The sequence below is a fragment of the Actinocrispum wychmicini genome, assembly GCF_004345645.1.
Classification (GTDB): Bacteria; Actinomycetota; Actinomycetes; order Mycobacteriales; family Pseudonocardiaceae; genus Kibdelosporangium; species Kibdelosporangium wychmicini.
Map to the genome: position 1 here is coordinate 999,369 of NZ_SLWS01000002.1, position 17,334 is coordinate 1,016,702.

At 68.5% G+C, this 17,334-nt stretch carries 13 protein-coding genes; 8 read left to right on the plus strand and 5 right to left on the minus strand.

Going from position 1 to position 17,334, the window contains the following annotated elements:
• Positions 1–68: 68 nt before the first annotated feature.
• Positions 69–1,208, plus strand: coding sequence for an FAD-dependent monooxygenase (locus tag EV192_RS12905; protein ID WP_132115345.1), 1,140 nt, complete (start codon positions 69–71; stop codon positions 1,206–1,208).
• On the opposite strand, the gene EV192_RS12910 is transcribed toward EV192_RS12905, so the two are convergent.
• Complete coding sequence (locus EV192_RS12910) at positions 1,192–2,034, minus strand: alpha/beta fold hydrolase (RefSeq protein WP_132114689.1); 843 nt, start codon at positions 2,032–2,034, stop codon at positions 1,192–1,194. The two genes, EV192_RS12905 and EV192_RS12910, sit on opposite strands and share 17 nt — an antisense overlap.
• 137 nt (positions 2,035–2,171) lie before the next feature.
• Between EV192_RS12910 and EV192_RS12915 the strand changes: the two genes are divergently transcribed.
• Together EV192_RS12915 and EV192_RS12920 are read left to right on the plus strand one after the other, a co-directional pair.
• On the plus strand, positions 2,172–2,564 hold the full coding sequence (locus EV192_RS12915; protein ID WP_243726834.1) for a YciI family protein: 393 nt from the start codon (positions 2,172–2,174) through the stop codon (positions 2,562–2,564).
• Positions 2,561–3,778 (plus strand): RNA polymerase sigma factor, encoded by a 1,218-nt coding sequence (locus EV192_RS12920; protein WP_132114693.1) that lies wholly within the window; start codon positions 2,561–2,563, stop codon positions 3,776–3,778. The genes EV192_RS12915 and EV192_RS12920 overlap by 4 nt, the downstream gene beginning before the upstream one ends.
• Here EV192_RS12920 and htpG read toward each other — a convergent pair.
• Complete coding sequence (gene htpG / locus EV192_RS12925; RefSeq protein ID WP_132115347.1) at positions 3,738–5,636, minus strand: molecular chaperone HtpG; 1,899 nt, start codon at positions 5,634–5,636, stop codon at positions 3,738–3,740. The genes EV192_RS12920 and htpG overlap by 41 nt on opposite strands.
• A 61-nt stretch (positions 5,637–5,697) precedes the next feature.
• Positions 5,698–6,276 (minus strand): TetR/AcrR family transcriptional regulator, encoded by a 579-nt coding sequence (locus EV192_RS12930; RefSeq protein WP_132114695.1) that lies wholly within the window; start codon positions 6,274–6,276, stop codon positions 5,698–5,700.
• 57 nt (positions 6,277–6,333) lie between these two features.
• Between EV192_RS12930 and EV192_RS12935 the strand changes: the two genes are divergently transcribed.
• From EV192_RS12935 to EV192_RS12950, 4 genes are all read left to right on the plus strand, one after another.
• Positions 6,334–7,674: a M14 family zinc carboxypeptidase gene (locus EV192_RS12935; RefSeq protein WP_132114697.1), complete on the plus strand. Its 1,341-nt coding sequence runs from the start codon at positions 6,334–6,336 to the stop codon at positions 7,672–7,674.
• A gap of 49 nt (positions 7,675–7,723) precedes the next feature.
• On the plus strand, positions 7,724–8,362 hold the full coding sequence (locus tag EV192_RS12940; protein ID WP_132114699.1) for a hypothetical protein: 639 nt from the start codon (positions 7,724–7,726) through the stop codon (positions 8,360–8,362).
• 60 nt (positions 8,363–8,422) lie between these two features.
• Entirely contained in the window at positions 8,423–11,572 is a 3,150-nt protein-coding gene (locus EV192_RS12945) for an AfsR/SARP family transcriptional regulator (RefSeq protein ID WP_132114701.1), read from the plus strand.
• Between the two features lie 95 nt (positions 11,573–11,667).
• Complete coding sequence (locus EV192_RS12950; RefSeq protein WP_132114703.1) at positions 11,668–12,828, plus strand: serine hydrolase domain-containing protein; 1,161 nt, start codon at positions 11,668–11,670, stop codon at positions 12,826–12,828.
• Positions 12,829–12,995: 167 nt separating this feature from the next.
• Here EV192_RS12950 and EV192_RS12955 read toward each other — a convergent pair whose 3' ends face one another.
• On the minus strand, positions 12,996–14,528 hold the full coding sequence (locus EV192_RS12955) for a CocE/NonD family hydrolase (RefSeq protein WP_165960358.1): 1,533 nt from the start codon (positions 14,526–14,528) through the stop codon (positions 12,996–12,998).
• A 144-nt stretch (positions 14,529–14,672) separates the two neighbouring features.
• On the opposite strand from EV192_RS12955, the gene EV192_RS12960 reads away from it, so the two are divergent.
• Positions 14,673–16,067, plus strand: coding sequence for a M36 family metallopeptidase (locus EV192_RS12960; protein ID WP_207926003.1), 1,395 nt, complete (start codon positions 14,673–14,675; stop codon positions 16,065–16,067).
• On the opposite strand, the gene EV192_RS12965 is transcribed toward EV192_RS12960, so the two are convergent.
• The gene (locus EV192_RS12965; protein ID WP_132114707.1) at positions 16,060–17,277 is read right to left on the minus strand and encodes an MFS transporter; all 1,218 of its coding nucleotides are present in this window, start codon (positions 17,275–17,277) and stop codon (positions 16,060–16,062) included. The genes EV192_RS12960 and EV192_RS12965 overlap by 8 nt on opposite strands.
• Positions 17,278–17,334 lie beyond the last annotated feature (57 nt).

Here is a 17,334-nt window from a genome sequence, read left to right on the forward strand (position 1 = left end):
CGTGGTCAGCCGGTCGTCAGGGCATTGTCAGAGCCCTGCGGAGTCTTGTGGACATGACGAACACAGCACTGAAGAACATGACCGTCCTGATCTCCGGCGCCAGCATCGCCGGCCCCTCCGTGGCCTACTGGCTCAACCGCTACGGCGCCCGAGTCACCGTTGTCGAAAAGGCCCCCACGCTGCGGAGTGGCGGGCAGGCCGTGGACTTCAAGGGCCCCGTCCACCGGACCGTGCTGGAACGGATGGGCATCCTCGACGAAGTCATCAGCAGGCAGACCGGCGGGATGGACCAGACGGTCGTCGACACGAACGGCAAGCCGCTGACGGTCATCCCCGGCGAGTTCACCGGCGGCGACATCGAGATCCGTCGCGGTCACCTGTCCCAACTGCTGTACGAGAAGACCGTGGGCGACTGCGAGTACGTGTTCGGCGACTCGATCGCGTCCCTCACCGAGACCGCCACCGGGGTGCACGTGACGTTCGAGGAAGGCGCGCCGCGCACGTTCGACCTGGTGGTCGGCGCCGACGGCATCCACTCCAACGTCCGGCGCCTGGCGTTCGGGCCGGAGTCCGAGTTCGTCGACTACCTCGGTTACTACTACGCGCTGAGCGACGCCGGCCTGCAGGCCGACCCCATGATGTACAACGAGCCCGGCCGGATGCTCGCGTTGGCCGGCCCGAAAGCGGGTTCGTTCTTCGTCTTCGCCGCCGAGCAGCTCAGCTTCGACCGGTACGACGCCGAGCAGCAGAAGAAGATCGTCATCGACCGGTACCAGGGCGCCGGGTGGCGGGTTCCCGAGGTGATCGCGCAGCTCCCGCACGCCGACGAGTTCTATCTGGACTCGCTCAGCCGGGTCAACATGAAGACCTACCACAAGGGCCGGGTCGTCCTGCTCGGCGATGCGGCGTATGGGAACACGCTCGGCGGTTTCGGCACCGGGCTGGCTTTCGTGGGCGCGTACGTGCTCGCGGGTGAGCTCGCCGCGGCGCACGGCGACCACCGAGTGGGGTTCCAGCAGTACGACGACGCGTTCCGCACCTACACCAAGGTCCACCGCAAGGCCAGCGCCGGGCCGTTCCTCGCACCCCGCACCAAGTTCGGGATGTGGGCCCGGAACCTGCTGTTCCAGACCGGTTGGATGTTGCGGATGATGCTGAGGATGACCGACAAGTTCGCCACCAGCATCGACCTCAAAGACTATCGCTGAGGAACGGGCGGATGAGCGCCACGATCTCGTCCAGATGGGCCTCCAGCGCGAAATGCCCGCCGTCGATCAGGTGGATCCGCGCGTCGGGCAGGTCGGTGCGGAACGCCGACGCACCGGCCGGGACGAAGATCGGGTCGCCGTTGCCCCATACCGCGAGCAGCGGCACCTGGCTCGTCCGGAAGTACTCGTGGAACTGCGGGTAGCGGGCCACATTGGTCTTGTAGTCCCGCAGCATGGCGAACTGGATCAGGTCGTTGCCCGGCCGGTCCAGCAACGTCTGGTCGTGCAGCCAGGAGTCCGGGCTGACCAGCGACGGGTCCGGCTCGCCGTCCAGGTACTGGCCTTTGGTCGCCGCCGCGCTGATCGCCCCACGCAGGTGCTCCTCGGTGGGTTCACCGGCGAGCACGGGCTGGTAGTCCGCGCCGATCCCCTCGAAGTACGCGTTGCCGTTCTGGGTGACGATCGCGGTCACCCACTCCGGGTGCTCAGTGGCGATCCGCAGCCCGATCGGCGCACCGAAGTCCTGGATGTACAGGGCGAACCGGTCGATCTTCAGCTCGACCAGGAAGTCCTTGATCACCGACGCCATCGACGCGAACGAGTACTCGAACTCGTCGACCGACGGACTGTCCGAGGCGCCGTAGCCCAGGTAGTCCGGCGCGACCACGTGGAAACGGTCGGCGAGCTGCGGGATGAGGAACCGGTACATGTGCGAGCTGGTCGGGAAGCCGTGCAACAGCACGACCGTGGGGGCGTCGACCGGCCCCGCCTCCCGATAGAACACCTGGTGCCCCTGGATCTTCACGTACCTGTGGTGGACCTGCACGGCTCCTCCTGACTAATGGTTGTAGCTATATTTATCCATTAGTCAGCCGCTGAGTCAAGGGCGATGTCCGGACCGGTGGCGCGACTCCGACGTCTCTGCTGAAGTCATCCGGTGGAAGGAGACGAATCGTGAAGTACATGATCATGCTGTCGTTGACCCAGCAGGACGTCGACATGATGGCCGGCTGGTCCCCGCAGGACGCGGCCGCGCTGGGCGAGTTCATGGGAAAGTGGAACAACGCCCTGGTCGAGTCCGGTGAGTTCGTGGACGCCCGTGGCCTGGCCGCGCCGGTGCACACGCGGCGCGTGTCGCTCAAGGACGGTGTGCCGGTGGTCACCGACGGCCCGTACGCCGAGACCCAGGAGGTCCTGGGCGGCTACACGATCGTGGAGTGCGCGAGCTTCGACCGGGCCACCGAGATCGCCGCCCAGCTCGCCGAGACACCACACCCGGCGGACGCCCAGTTCACCCACGACTTGCACGTCGACATCCGGCCTATCGCCGAGAACATGGCCGAGTCGCTGGAATGAGCGGGCCGTCGATCGAGAGCCTGCTGCGCGAGCTGGCGCCGCAGGTTCTCGGCGCGGTCGTCCGACGCTACGGCCACTTCGACACGGCCGAGGACGCCGTCCAGGAGGCCCTGATCGCGGCCAGCCAGCAATGGCCACGCGACGGTGTCCCGGACAGTCCCAAGGCGTGGCTGATCACGGTCGCCGCCCGCCGGCTCACCGATCTGCTGCGGTCCGAGCAGGCCAGGCAACGCCGTGAGCTGGACCAACGGCCGGTCCCCACCGGGCCGGTCGTCGACTTCGACGACACGTTGATCCTGCTGTTCATGTGCTGCCACCCGGCGCTGTCGCCCGCGTCCCAGATCGCGTTGACGCTCCGGGCGGTCGGCGGCCTCACCACCGCCGAGATCGCGCGGGCGTTCCTCGTGCCCGAGGCGACCATGGTCCGGCGGATCACCCGGGCCAAACAGTCCGTCAAGGACAGCGGCATCCCGTTCGGCATGCCGGCGGACCGCGACGAACGGCTCGGCGCGGTCCTGCACGTGCTGTACCTGATCTTCAACGAGGGATACGCCACCACGGCCGGCCCGGACCTGCATCGAGCCGATCTGGCCGCCGAGGCGATCCGGCTGACCCGGATCGTGCACCGCCTGCTGCCCGACGACACCGAGGCCACCGGGCTGCTGGCGCTGATGCTGCTCACCGACGCCCGCCGGCCCGCCCGCACCGGACCCGACGGCGGCCTGATCCCCATGGCCGAACAGGACCGCAGCCGCTGGAACGCCGAGTTCGTCACCGAAGGTGTCGCGCTGATCAGCGAGGCACTCCCCCGCGGCTCCGCCGGCCCGTACCAGCTGCAAGCCGCCATCGCCGCGGTCCACGACGAAGCATCCACGTCGGCCGACACCGACTGGCCGCAGATCAAGGCCCTGTACGAGGTCCTGCTGGAGATCCACGCGAACCCTGTGGTGTCACTGAACCACGCGGTCGCCGTCGCCATGGCCGACGGCCCGCGAGCCGGGCTGGATCTCCTTGGGCCGCTTGAGAAAGCGCTCGCGAAGGACCACCGGCTGCACTCCGTCCGCGCACACCTGCTGGAAATGGCTGGGGACACCGAGGCGGCCCGCGCGTCCTACGAACACGCGGCCCGCCTCACGATGAGCCTGCCGCAGCAGCGTTATCTCAAGGCCCGCGCTACAGCGTGTGCGCCAGACGGTCAGCCAGCAGGCGCGTGAACCGCGGCGGGTCCTTCAGCTCGCCGCCCTCGGCCAGCAACGCCATGCCGTAGATCAGTTCGGCGGTCTCGGCCAACGAGGCGTCTTCCTTGCGCTCGTCGTGCGCCTTGCGCAGTCCCGTCACCAACGGGTGGGTCGGGTTCAGCTCCAGGATCCGTTTGACGGGCGGCAGTACCTGGCCCATCGCGCGGTACATCTTCTCCAGCGTCGGCGTCATGTCGTGGGCGTCGCCGACGATGCACGCGGGCGAGTTGGTCAGCCGGGACGACAGCCGGACCTCCTTCACGGTGTCCGCCAACGTCTCGGCCATCCACGCGGTCAGGTCCGCGAAGTCCTTCTGCTGCTCGTCGGCGGCCTTCTTCTCCTCGTCGGAGTCCAGGTCGACCTGGCCCTTGGCGATGGACTGGAAGTTCTTGCCGTCGAACTCGGTCACCGACTCGACCCACATCTCGTCGATCGGATCAGTCAGCACCAGCACCTCGTACCCCTTGGCCCGGAACGCCTCCATGTGCGGCGAGTTCTCGATCGCCGAACGGGACGCGCCGGTCAGGTAGTAGATGTGCTCCTGGCCGTCCTTCAGGCGCTCCACGTACTCCTTGAGCGTCGTGGTCTGCTCTGGGTCGTTGGTCGACGCGAACGAGGCGATTTCGAGAATCGCGTCCTTGTTGTCGAAGTCGGCGACCAGGCCCTCCTTGACCGCGGCGCCGAACTCGCCCCAGAACTTCTGGTACTTCTCGGTGTCGTCGGCCATCATCGACTTCACCGTGGACAGCACCTTCTTGACCAGCCGGCGGCGCATCAGCTGGATTTGGCGGTCCTGCTGGAGAATCTCCCGGGACACGTTCAGCGACAGGTCCTGCGCGTCCACGACACCCTTGACGAACCGCAAGTACTCCGGCATCAGCGCTTCGCAGTCGTCCATGATGAACACGCGCTTGACGTACAGCTGGACACCGCGTTTGCGGTCCCGGCTGAACAGGTCCATCGGCGCCCGTGCCGGCAGGAACAGCAGCGCCTGGTATTCGAACGTGCCCTCGGCCTGCATCTGGATCGTCTCCAACGGATCGGTCCAGTCGCGGCTGATGTGCTTGTAGAACTGGTTGAACTCGTCCTGGGTCGCCTCGTCCTTGGAACGCGCCCAGAGCGCCTTCATGGAGTTGACGGTCTCCCATTCCGCGTCTTCTTCGTCACCTGCTGTGTCCTTGGCGTCCTTCCGCATTTTCACCGGCCAGGTGATGAAGTCCGAGTACCGCTGGACGATCTCGCGGATCTTCCAGGTGGCGGCGTAGTCGTACAGGTGGTCCTCGGTGTCCTCCGGCTTGAGGTGCAACGTCACCGAGGTGCCCTGCGGCGCGTCCTCGACCGTCTCGACCGTGTACGTGCCCGCACCGGCGGACTCCCAGCGGGTCGCCTCGGTCTCGCCGGCCCGCTTGGTCAGCAGCGTCACCTTGTCCGCGACCATGAAACTCGAATAGAAACCGACACCGAACTGGCCGATCAGGTCGGCGTCCGACTCCTTCGACTCCTTGAGCTTCCGCAACAGCTCGGCCGTGCCGGATTTCGCGATCGTGCCGATCAGGTCGACCACCTCGGCGCGCGACATCCCGATCCCGTTGTCCCGGACCGTCAGCGTGCGCTGGTCCTTGTCGACCTCGAGTTCGATCCGCAGGTCGGACGTTTCGACCTGGAGCTCCTTGTCGCGAAACGCCTCAAGCCGGATCTTGTCCAGCGCGTCCGACGAGTTGGAGATCAACTCGCGCAGGAAGATGTCCTTGTTCGAATAGATCGAATGGACCATCAACTGCAGCAGCTGGCGTGCCTCGGCCTGGAACTCGAGCGTCTCGATCTGCGTGTCCACTGTCTTCCTCTCGGGCGTACTCACCGACGTCAGACACCCCCGGTGCCTGCCCCGGCGACCATTATCCCAACAGCCCGGCGAGGGCTTCGGCCGCGTCGGCCAGGTAGTCCTCGTCGACGCTGCCCGGATCGAAAACCGCACGCTGGGCCAGCCCACTGGCCAGGGCGGCGACCGCCGGAGCGAGCCGACTGGCCTGGTCCGCGGTGGTTCGCCGATCGCCGAACTGACGGGCGGTGAGCAGTTCGGTCAGCTTCGCGGACGGTGTGCCGGTCGCCAGTTCGAGTCCCCGCACCGCGGCCGCCCCGGCTTCCAGTTCGAACGCGAAGCGCTCCCGGGCCCGTGGGTCGACCGCGGCCCTGTACATGACGGCGGCGTAACCGCGGAGGACCTCGGTCAGTGACAACGCCGGGTCCGCCAAGGGCGCCACCGCGTTCTCAAACTCCGCCACCAGGCGTTCCATCGCGGCGGCCAGCAGTTCGCGCTTGCTGCCGAAGATCGAGTAGACGGCACCGGTGGTCAGCCCGGCGCGGTCGGCCAGGTCCTCCAGCCGGGTCGCCCGGTAGCCGTGGGCCGCCACCTCGGCCAACGCGGCGTCGATCAGGGCTTCCCGGTTGCGCTGTCTTGCCTCGGTCCGTCGCACCGGACTGATGATAATCTGATTATTGTAGTAATCAAATTACGGAAACGGAGGGCACGGATGGACGAGGTTCAGCGGCTGTACGACACGGTGGAGCGGGTCGACCGGTTCCCCGGCGTCGACCAGATGCACGCGTTCGTCGACGACCTGGCCGCGAGGTACCCGGACCGGGTGGCGGTCGAGCCGATCGGCCGGTCCCGGGGCGGCGACCAGATCCAGGACGTCCGGGTCGGGTCCGGGCCGAACCACGTGATCGTGATCGGCGGCCCGCACCCGAACGAGCCGATCGGGCTGCTCACCATCCAGCACCTGCTGCGGCAGCTGTGCGCCGAGGACGACCTGCTCGCGCGGATGGCGGCGACCTGGCACTTCGTGCCGTGCGTCGACCCGGACGGCACCCGGCTGAACGAGGGCTGGTACGCCGGGCCGATCACGCGTGAGCACGTCGCCCGGCACATGTACCGTCCGCCGATCGACGAACAGCCGGAATGGACGTTCCCCGCGACCTGGCGCGGCACCGGCTTCGGTTCGCCGATCCCGGAAACCCAGGCCCTGATGACCCTGATCGACCGGACCGAACCCGCGTTGATCGCGTCGCTGCACAACGGCGACTTCGGTGGCGGGTTCTTCTACGTCGCCGGCGGCGACCCCACCTACTTCACGGCGCTGACCCAACTGCTCGCCGACGCGGACATACCGCCGCACCTCTCGGAACCCGACGCACCAGGCGCGCGCCCACTGCACCCGGGCGTCTTCGAACTGCCCACCATCGAGCAGTTGTGCGACACCATGGCCGCCGCCGGCGCCGACCCACTGTCGTTCTTCCCCGGCGGCTGTTCCCGCGACTACTCGTCCCCCTACGGCACCGCGTTCCTGGTCTGCGAGCTTCCACTGTGGACGGATCCACGCTCGGCCGACGCCACCCCGGGCGACCAGACCTTACGTGAAGTGGCACTCGCCGCCGCCGTCGCGTACCGGGACGTGCACGACCGGGTCGCCGGCATCCTCGACCGAGTGTCCTCCCAGTTGAGCGGCCACAGCCCCGTCCAGCGGGCGCTCACTGAAGGACTGCCCACCGTCCTGGCGATGGCGCAAGCCAAGGAAGCGACCGCTACCGACGACCGGACCGCCACCAACGCCGAGATCTTCCTTGACCAACTGGCGTTTCCGAGCATGCTGCGGTTGCGCGTCGGCGGCATGCTCCTGCGTCTGCTGTCCGACGAGGCCGCACCTGTGTTCGCCCGCGAACGGGCTGAGTTCGCCCCGGTGTTCGACGAGTGGTGTGCCGAGGTTCGGGCGACCGCGCCGGGCGACCTCGTTCCGCTGGACCGGCTGGTGGCGGTCCAGTCCGCCGCGATCGGCCTCGCGGTCACCCGGATCCGGGACGGACTGCCGATCTGACAGCCTCGGCACAACCGGTCTGCAACCGGCCGGCCGTATCAACAGCGTCATGCGAAAACACAAGTGGTGGTTACGGGGTATCGCCTTCCTGCTGGCCGGCCTGCTGGGGATGACGTCGTTCGTCGCTCCCACCAGGGAGGCGTCGGCCGGGGGGCAGACGTTGATCTGCTGGTGGGTCTGGTCGTGGCCGCACCACAGATGGGAGCTGCACTGCCGGGTCGAGCTGGTTTACCTGCCGTACGAGGAGCGGGGGGGCTGTCTGCCCTGTGGGTTGAAGGTGAACTACCGGGAGGACCCGGCCGTGGACCCGGACACGCTCGGCAGGATCGACCAGTCCGTGGTGGCCGGCCTGGTCGGGTTGGGTGACGCGGAGTTCAGCCAGGACCCGGCGCGGCGGGGCAAGCTGCGCGACGCCGCGTTGACGTCGTTCACCGACGCCGCGCAAGCCGCTGGGCAGTCCACGCTGAGGCTCGACAGTGTGGGCATCGCCAACCCGGAGAGGAACACGTACGAGCCCAGGGACATCGCTCCGCTGGCGGCGAGTGGTGGTGATGTCGCCGATGGGATCGCGCTGCTCCAGCGGTCCTTCGCCGACCCGAAGAACGCGGCCCAGCTGCGCGCCGCGGCCGTGGCCCAGTTCGACGAGGCGTACCAGGAGTTGTCACGACATGTGGTGATCCAGGGCTAGCGCGTAACGTTCCGGATGTGGTGTCGCGGACGATAGGCAATGGGTGAAGGCCCTGTGGGCATGCGCGTAGAGGTGCTGGGGCCGGTGCGGATCGTCGGCGAGGATGGCGAACCGATCGAGGTCGCGGGCGCCAGGTTGCGCATGTTGCTGGGCAGGCTGGCGCTGTCCGTGGGCCAGGCGGTGTCCTCCGACGCGTTGATCGAGGACATCTGGGGAGCGGAAGCGCCAGCCGGGCCCACGAACACGCTGCACGCCCTGGTGCATCGGCTGCGGCGGGCGTTGCCGGCGGCCGGGGTGGTGGAGTCGCTGCCCGTGGGTTACCGGCTCGTACTCCCGGCCGACTCCCTTGACGCGCACCGGTTCGAGGTGCTGGCCGCGCGGGGCAGGCGTGAGTTGGTGGCGGGTCAGCCCGAACTGGCGGCGGCGACGCTCGGGGAGGCGCTCGCGCTGTGGCACGGGACCGCGTTCGCAGATGTGCTCGCGGCTCCCTATGCCGGGTCGGCCGGTGCGCGGCTGGAGGAGCTTCGGGCCGCGGCCCGAGAGGATCGTTTTGACGCGGAACTGCACCTGGGGCGGCACACCGAAGTACTGCCCGATCTGGAGGTGGCGTGCGCGGACAATCCACTACGCGAACGCTTGACCGCGTTGCGGATGCGGGCCCTTGCCGCGGCGGGCCGCCAGTCGGACGCGCTCGCCGCCTACGCGGATGTCCGGGACAGGCTGGCTGACGAGCTCGGTGTCGACCCTTCCGCCGAGCTGCAACGGACCCAGCTGGCGCTGCTGCGCGGCGAACTGGACCGGTCGGTGGTCCGGGCCGAGCCCGCGCCGGGTCGGCTGCCGGCCCGCTTGACGTCGTTCGTCGGCCGTGCCGACGAGCTGAAGCTGCTGGCCGAGCTGATGGCGACCGCCCGCATGGTGACCGTGATCGGTCCGGGTGGCGTCGGGAAGACCCGGCTGGCCGTGGAGGCGGCGTCCCACCACCCGGCGTACGGCGCCGGTCGACTGTGGCTGGTCCCGTTGGCCGGGGTGGAGAGTCCGCAAGGGGTGGCCGCCGCGATCCTCGGGACGCTCAGCGCGGGCGCCGGCCAACCCACCGCCGGCCCGGCCGAGCCGCTGGACCGGGTGGCCGGCCTGCTCGGCGGGGACGACGCCGTGCTGATCCTGGACAACTGCGAACAGGTGGTCGCCGAGGTGGCGCGGGCCGCCCAGCTGCTGCTCGAGGCGCGGCCACGGCTGACCATCCTGGCCACCAGCCGGGAGTCACTGGAGATCATCGGCGAGGCACTGTGTCGGCTCGGCCCGCTTGACGTCCCGCCGGCGAGCCCGGAGATCATCGATGCGACCGAGTCGGCCGCGGTACGGCTGTTCCTGGATCGCGCGGTCACCGTCCAGCCCGGGTTCACCCTCGACGAGTCCACGATCGGCCCCACTGTGGAGGTGGTGCGCCGGCTGGACGGCCTGCCGCTCGCACTGGAACTGGCGGCGGCCCGCCTGCGGGCGCTGAGCATCGGCCAGGTCGCCCAGCGTCTTGACGACCGGTTCCGCCTGTTGTCCACGGGCAACCGGGCGGCCCAGCCCCGGCAGCGCACCCTGCGTGCGGTGATCGAGTGGAGCTGGGAGCTGCTGTCCGATCGGGAACGGGCACTGGCGCGGCGGCTGGCGATCTTTCCCGCCACCACCACTGTCGGCGCGATCGAGGCAGTCTGCGCGGACGGGCACCTGTTGGTGCCCGGGGACGTCGTCTACGTGCTCGGCTCACTCGTCGACAAGTCGCTCGTGGAGCAGAGCGGGGACGGTTACCGGATGCTGGAGAGCATTCGTGCGTTCATGACCGATGAGCTTTCGCGGGCAGGTGAGCGGGAGACGGTCCGCGACCGGTTCACCCGCTACTTCGCCGCGCTGGCCGCCGAGCACGAGCCGCTGGTGCGAAGCCACGATCAGCCTTCGTCGCTGATCGTGCTCGCGGCCGAGTACGACAACCTGGTGTTCGCGCTGCGGCTGGCGCTCGACAGCCGGAACGCGGCTGCCGCGGTACAGCTGCTTGGTCTGCTGCACTGGTACTGGTACGCGCTGCGCTACGACGCCCGGACGGAGTCGTTCGTCGCCGAGGCGCTCACGTTGGGCGATTCGCTTCCTGGTGACGCCCGGGCCGCCTTCGCCGCGATCGACGCCCTGATCGGTGACAACGGTCCGACCAACGATCCGCGGCGGGTGCGTGACCTGATCGCCGAGTGTTCGGATACCGGCGCGCTGCGGCGGTATCCGCTGCTGCTCATGGTGACGCTGCCCATCGCGCACCAGATGGGTCTGGACGACCTGGTCGAAGCCGAGATGGCCAGTGTGCGGAACGGTTCGGACGCGTGGGCCGTCGCCTGCATGTCGGTGCTGGAGGGCCGCATCGCCGGGGATCGCGGCGACTGGGCGGGCATGGTTTCCGCCAGGGAGCGGGCGGCTCGCGAGTTCACCGAGACCGGGGATCGACTGTGGACGGCGGTCGCGCTGGCGGTCATGGCCGAGGTCCATTCCGTCCGGGGCGATCACGACGCGGCGATCACGGCCGTGAAACGCGGCCTCGCGCTGGCCGCCGGCTCCGGCTCACAGGACGAGGTGTCGTATCTGCTGGCGCTGGCCACCGTGCGGATGCGCGCCGGCGACCTGGACGGTGCCAGCCGCGATGTCGACGCTGCCGAGCAGCTGACGCGGGCCCGTGGGCTGTGGTATATGGAGATCGAGGTACAGCGGGGGTGGGCCGAGCTCCACCGCCGCCGCGGCGACTCCGACCAGGCGGAACGGGCCCTCGATCGGCTGGCGGAGCTGGCTGATCAGGTCCGGACTTCGGCCCAGGACGACTGGCTGGCACCGACCAGGATGGCGTTCCTGCTGACGAACGCGGACATCGCGCGAGCCCGCGCCCTGCTGCCCGCCGCGATCACCGCGGCCATGGCAGGTGGCGAACCTGCTCCGGCCGCGCAGCAACTGGCCCGGCTGCTTTTCCTGGAAGCCGACCTGTCCGGTGCGGCGACCGCGCTCGGCATGAGCGAGGCCATTCGCGGCGCCTTCGACAACGGCGACCCGGAGCTGCGGGAGTTGACTGTCGAGCTCGCCCGACGGCTTGGGCAGCACGACTACGACCAGGCGTACCGGGCGGGCGCGCGGCTGTCGCGGCCGGACGCGCTCGCCCGCTTGAACGTCCTGCGCGACCAGGCCTGATACGCCGACCGGTCCGGTGTAAGCGCCGGATAAGACGGCTGTCATCGCCGACGCGCACCGTTGTGTCGAACCAACCGATCTGGGAGGGAATCGACATGACAGGCTTCGAAAGCGCTGGCCGCGAGAAGGTCCGCGAGGTCCTGGACTGGGCGGTGACGGGCGGGGGCGCCCCCAGCGTCGCCGTTCAGATCCAGGACGACAACGGCACGTGGTTCGGCTCAGCCGGGCCGGCCGACGCCACGACCGGCGCCCGGCGGGTGCCGGGCGAGCAACTGCACATCGCCAGCGCCTCCAAGGCGTACACCGCCGCCACCGTGCTGCGCCTGGCAGCCGAGGGACGGCTGAGCATCGACGACACCGTGGCGAAGTGGCTGCCGGGTGCGATGGCCGAGAACGGCTATGACGGCACCAAGGTCACCATCCGGCAGTTGCTGTCCAACACCAGCGGCCTCTTCGCCACCGGCATGGCCATGGAACTACAGCGCCGCTACAACATCCGCTCCGCGTTCGCCAAGCACCGCTTCGACGTGTGGCCGGCCGAGGACGTGCTGAAGGTCGCCATCTCGGAACCACCGGTGCACCAGCCGGGCGAGGGGTTCTGGTACTCCAACGGCGGTTTCGCGTTCGCCGCGGCGATCGTCGAGAAGGTCACCGGCAACACCTTCGAGTCCGAAGTGGACCGCGCGGTCGTCCAGCCGCTCGGCCTGCCGAACACCTTCGCTCGGGGCCGCGAGGAAACCGGATACCGGGGCCGCTACCCCCGGCTGTACTCGAAGGTCTTCCTCAAGGAAGGCGCCCGTCCCGAGGACGTCACACCGGACAACTGGCCGAGCATGCTGGAGGACCCGAACCTCGCGCCCATGGACACCACCGAGGTCAACACGTCGTGGGGTTGGGGGGCGGCCAACGTCGTGGCGCCGCTGGACGAGCTGATCGTGTTCGTCGACGCGATCATCACCGGCAGTCTGCTCCCGGAGGCCCAACACCGGGAGATGTGGAGCACCGTGTCCACCAAGGGCGCCCACTGGCTGGCCAACACCCGCTACGGGCTGGGCGTCTTCGAGCTGACGCTGGCCGATGGCCAGCAGCTGCGCGGCGTGGCCGGCGCGAGCGCGGGAACCAACACCTTGGCCATGGGCACTCCCGACGGCAGGCACACCGTCGCCGCCCACGTCGCCAACGACTCCGCCTTCCCGATCTTCGACAAGATCATCGAGGCCGAGTTCGGCGCGCCCGGTCTCAAGCTGGACATCTGACACTAGTGGTCACGACCGGAAGTTCGTCGGGGGTCTCGACGGCCCAGCTTCCCGCTGGCCGCACCGGCCAAAGGCACTGGTACAACCCGGTACAAGCCCTTCGTCCGGCACGCCCAGCGGAAACCTGGATCCGCCGAATACCCCCAACGAACCTCCGGTCGCAACCACTAGAACCGCGGCAACGCCAATTCCGGTACGCCGACAACCCGAACCGTGCCGGCGACCGCGTCCCGTGGGGACTCGTCCGCCCGGTCGCCACCGGTCTGGTAGTTCACCTGCCACAGCCGGTGCGGCTGGCGGACCACCACGGCGATCCGGTCGTCCGGCTCGGTCCGCAGCGAGATGAACGGGAACGCGGCCAGCTCGACCGGGACGTCCACATCGGACGGCCATGGTTCGGCGCGGCGCAACGACTCCCGGTAGCGCGCCAGGAACGGGACCTCGCCGAGCAGCACCGCCGGGCCGGTGCCGCGCAGCAGGTACACCTGGCCGAGCAGGTCGAAGTCCGGCAGCTTCGACGACAGGGTCAGACGTACCCTTGGCCGACCCGTGATGTCCGTCACCGGCAGCGGGTCGCTGAGGAAAGCCAAGCCGGGCAACGTGTCCGCGACGAACATCGCGTCGTCGTCCGGGGTCTCGGCCACCACCCGGGGGTCGAGGAACAGTTCGGTGCGGTCGCTCGGCTTCAGGTCGATGTCGGTGGACGAACGAGGAAACTCCGCGGCCGACCGCCACTCGTCGGCGCCCCTGTGGAAGTAGACCACCTTGTCGGCCAGGAACTCCGGGCGCTCGCCGCGGCCGAGCACCCAGTCGTACCAGTCGGCCTGCAACGCGGTCAGGTCGACCACGCTGGACTCGGCGAACGACAACCCGCCGAACTCTCGGGCGGACGAGCGGGTGGCGCCGTGATCCCACGGGCCGATCACCAGGTCATGCCGGCTGGCTGACGCGGCGAGGTGTTTGTCGTAGTACGTCAGGGCGCCCGGTTGGTCGTCGTCGTACTGGCCGGTGATGGTGAGCACCGGCACGTCGATGTCCCGGTAGTCGCGCGGGGCGAAGTTGTCCCAGTAGTCGGCCAACTCGGGGTGGTCGAGCCATTCCTGGAACGCCGGGAACCGACGGCCCACAGCCACCAGGTCGAAGTCCCGGAACGGCTTCTCCTGGTCGAACAGCTCCTGGACCGCGCCCCGCCAGAACTTCTCGTCCTCGAACAGCCGCTGGTTCGACCTGCGCCCGCTGACATAGGCCAGCCAACGCGGGACGTAGTACGAAGAGGAGTTGCCGAACAAGGGAAAGTCCACGCCTGGATACACCGACGCGGTCGGCGAGATGGCGCGCAGCGACGGCGGCCGCGTGGCCGCGATCGCCCACTGGACGAAGCCGCAGTACGACCCGCCGAACGTGACCACGTCGCCGTTACACCACGGCTGACGCGCGAGCCATTCCACTGCGTCATGGCCGTCGGCTCCGTCATGCCGGAACGGCATGTATTCGCCGTCGGAGTCCCCGCGTCCGCGCGCGTCCAGGCTGACGAAGTGGAACCCGCGTGACGCGAAGGTCGGAGCGTACTTGTGGAAACCGTCCGCGCCGTACGGAGTCAACGTCAGCACGACCGGGGCGCTCGCCGCCACAGGCCGGTAGTGCACGCCACGCAACGCAGTGCCATCCCGGGTGGGGACCGCCAAGTCGAGTTCCAGCAAAACTCCCCCTCGATCGTGATCGAAATCTGGCAACAGGGAAATTCTTACCCGATTCGGCCCTCCTGACGGAAACATTTCGTGTTTAGCGTCGGAAAGCGCACGGTCCGGCGGCCGAGCCGGACCCGGGCTCCAGGAGAGACGAACATGCCCATGCGTCGCCTCGCCATGGTGACGGCAGCCGTCACGCTCATGGCACCCCTGCTAGGGGCGACAGCACAGGCAGCCCCCGCCCAAGAGGGGCTGCAACTCGTGGCCGTCCACGATTCGCTGCTCGCCACCCACTACTGGTACGTGCAGACGTACGCCGGGCACAAGGTGCTCGACAGCTACTACGCCAAGCACGTCGACAAAGCGACCGGGCAGGTGACCGTCGACGACGGCCGCCAGACCGTCTCGGGTCTCACGGTGTCCGCCACGCCGAATGTGCCGGCGGCCAAGGCCGAGGCGTCCGCGGGTGAGTCGACCCACGCGCCGGCATACGCCAACGACGTCGCCGTGTTGCCTGGTACACAAGCGAAGCTCGTGTACACCGTGTTGAGCGACTCGGGCAAGGGCACGGTCCGGACCATTGTGGACGCCGGTTCGGGCGCGGTGCTGAAGAGCGAGAACATGGTGAAGGAAGTGAACGGCACCGGCAAGGTGTTCTCGCCGAACCCGGTGGCGTCGCTGCAGAACGAGTCGTTGACCGACCAGAACGACGCGGACTCCGCCGTGCCCGCCTCGGCCTACAAGTCGGTGACCCTGACCGACCTGGACGGCTCCGGCCGCCTCAGCGGCAAGTACGCCAAGATCACCAACTCGAGCAGCCAGCAGCCGCAGTCGTCGACGAACACGTTCAACTTCACCCGGCACAACAAGTTCTTCGAGCCGGTGATGGCGTACTACAGCGTCACCGAGACGCAGAAGTACATCCACAGCCTCGGTTTCACCAACGTCAACAGCGAGGCGCAGAAGCTGAAGACGACCGGGCTGACCGACGACAACTCGTTCTACGACCCGAGCGTCGACCAGATCACGTTCGGCACCGGCGGTGTGGACGACGCCGAGGACTCCGAGGTGATCTGGCACGAGTACGGCCACGCCATCCAGGACGCGCAGGTGCCGGGCTTCGGGTCGAGCACCGAGGCCGGCTCGATCGGCGAGGGCTTCGGCGACTGGTGGGCGATGCAGATGTCGTCCGTGGTCCAGCCGGACAGCGCGACCACCCCGTGGGCGTGCCTGATGGACTGGGACTCCACTTCGTACACGACCGGGACCCCGCACTGCATCCGGCGCACGGACACCAACCTCACGTACGCCGACCGCGACGGTGAAGTGCACGACGACGGCCAGATCTGGTCTCGCGCGCTGTTCGACATCTTCCGTGCGTTCGGCCGGGACAAGTCGGTCAAGCTCGTGCTGGAGTCGCAGTTCTCGTACAGCCCGAGCACCTCGATGGCTGCGGCCGCGCGGGCCACTGTGAACACCGCGCAGAAGCTATTCGGGGCAACAGACGCGGCGACTGTGACCGCCGCGTTCCACGCTCGCGGCATTATCTGACCGATATTCGGCCCGGTGAGTCAGCCAAGTCACGGATCTGCCTCACCGGGCTGAACCACAACACCGTCGGCGCGACGGGCACCAACAGACACGCGACCCACAGCGCGCCACGGGTGCCCATGACGGTGGCGAGCACGCCGCCCAACAGCGCGCCGAACGGGATCGCGCCCCACGACACGAACTTCACGGTCGCCATCACCCGGGACAGCAGTTCCGGCGGGCTGGCCACCTGTCGGTGCGTACGGGCCGCGATGCTGAAAACCACGACGCCGATGCCGAAACCGATGTTGGCGACGGCGAACGCGACCATCCCCCACGCGCCTGAGCCGACCGGCATCAGCAACACCATCACGGACGCGCCGACTGTGGCCACCATGACTGCCCGCGCGCTCCCCATCCGGGCGATCAGCCGTGGTGCGAACGTCGCCCCGAGCAGGCTGCCGACGCCGTCCGCCGCGATCAGCACACCCACGAGCGCGGGCGACGCGAGCAGGTCACGCACCAGGAACACCGGGATCAACGCCATCAGGGCGCCGTTCGCGAAGTTGACGGCCGTGGCGCCGAACATGCACGGTCGCATCACTGGATGCCGGGTGACGAACTGCCAGCCCGCTCGGATCTGCTCGGCCATGCCCGGCCGCTTCCCCATGGGCGCCGGCGCCCCGGCGGGCAGGCCTCTCAACAGCACCGCGGACGCCACGAAGCTCACCGCGTCCACGAGGAGAGTCGGCACGGCGCCCAGGACCTGGACGACGACCCCACCGAGACTAGGCCCACCCAGTTGGGTGGTCGACTCGGTCGCGGACACCAGGCTGTTGCGCGCGGTGAGTTCCTCGCGTTCCACGATCGTGGGCAGGAACGTGGCCGTGCCGACGTCGAACAGGACGTTGGCGAGGCTGACCAGCAACGCGGCCACGACCAGGTGGGCGATGGTCAACCGGTCGAACCACCAGGCCAGCGGAATGGACGCGATCACCGCGGCCCGTACGACATCCATGGCCACCTGCGTGGTGCGTAACGGCAGCCGGGCCACGATCACCCCGGCGGGCAGGCTGAGCACGGCCCACGCGAGGTAGGTGGCGGCCGTGAGCAGGCTGACTTCGAACGCGGACGCGTGCAACGTGCTCACCGCGACCAGCGGCATGGCCACGGCGGTGACCGCTGTGCCCGTCCGGCTGATGGCCATGGCCGACCAGTAGCGCCAGAACATGGACTCTCCCCAGTCAGTTTATAATTTAAACGCACTATAGTGACGGGGTGCGGAGCG

Coding starts and splice junctions, on each gene's coding strand:
- EV192_RS12915 (WP_243726834.1), top strand. CDS start 2,172: ATGATCATGCTGTCGTTGACCCAGCAGGACGTCGACATGATGGCCGGC.
- EV192_RS12920 (WP_132114693.1), top strand. CDS start 2,561: ATGAGCGGGCCGTCGATCGAGAGCCTGCTGCGCGAGCTGGCGCCGCAG.
- EV192_RS12935 (WP_132114697.1), top strand. CDS start 6,334: ATGGACGAGGTTCAGCGGCTGTACGACACGGTGGAGCGGGTCGACCGG.
- EV192_RS12940 (WP_132114699.1), top strand. CDS start 7,724: ATGCGAAAACACAAGTGGTGGTTACGGGGTATCGCCTTCCTGCTGGCC.
- EV192_RS12945 (WP_132114701.1), top strand. CDS start 8,423: ATGCGCGTAGAGGTGCTGGGGCCGGTGCGGATCGTCGGCGAGGATGGC.
- EV192_RS12950 (WP_132114703.1), top strand. CDS start 11,668: ATGACAGGCTTCGAAAGCGCTGGCCGCGAGAAGGTCCGCGAGGTCCTG.
- EV192_RS12960 (WP_207926003.1), top strand. CDS start 14,673: ATGCCCATGCGTCGCCTCGCCATGGTGACGGCAGCCGTCACGCTCATG.
- EV192_RS12965 (WP_132114707.1), bottom strand. CDS start 17,277: ATGTTCTGGCGCTACTGGTCGGCCATGGCCATCAGCCGGACGGGCACA.